The organism is Synechococcus sp. R55.7, from assembly GCF_047461955.1.
Lineage (GTDB): Bacteria > Cyanobacteriota > Cyanobacteriia > Thermostichales > Thermostichaceae > Thermostichus.
Genome location: NZ_JANSIC010000489.1, coordinates 1 through 633, shown reverse-complemented (window position 1 = coordinate 633; position 633 = coordinate 1). Strand labels below are relative to the sequence as shown.

The window sequence follows — 633 nt, the reverse complement described above, 5'->3', positions numbered from 1 at the left end:
GCCCGTCGCCAGTCCACTCCGGCGAAAAAAGCGCAAAGTTCGGTGCCTGCCCTGAGGTCCCGTCTAGTCTTGGGCCTGGTGCTGGTTGGGCTAGTGCTCCTGGCGGGTTGGGGGATAGAGAAGTTACCGGGATCCCAGCAGGCGGCGGATCCCCAAGTTCTGGAAGAAACCGGTCAGCCCTCTCTGCCGCAGCCAACTGTGCAGAATGGGCGAGCTTCTCTGTTGGGGCACTATGCCTATTCCGAAGCCCCTGCAGATAGCTTGCGGGTGGTGGGCCACTACCACGGTCGTGAGGTGCGCCTGCGCCAGGCGGCTGCCGAAAGTTACCTTCGCATGAGCGAAGCAGCTCAAGCTGCCGGGATCCGCCTTGTCCCCATTTCCGGGTTTCGCTCCATTGCGGATCAGGAATTCTTGTTTTTTCAATTGGCTCAATCCCGAGCCTTGCGACCCGAGGAACGAGCTGCTGTCAGTGCTCCCCCTGGCTACAGCGAGCACCACACTGGCTATGCCATCGACCTTGGGGATGCCGGGTTTCCGCAGTGGGATACTCAAGAAGCCTTTGAGACCACCCCGGCCTTCCAGTGGCTGCAGAGCAACGCGGCCCGCTTTGGCTTTGAGCTGTCTTTCCCCAGA

At 61.0% G+C, this 633-nt stretch carries 1 protein-coding gene; it reads left to right on the top strand.

The window, feature by feature from the left end; translation table 11 throughout:
• Positions 1-633: D-alanyl-D-alanine carboxypeptidase family protein (locus tag NW820_RS13300; protein WP_414407764.1), on the top strand; the 633-nt coding region annotated here is incomplete at both ends.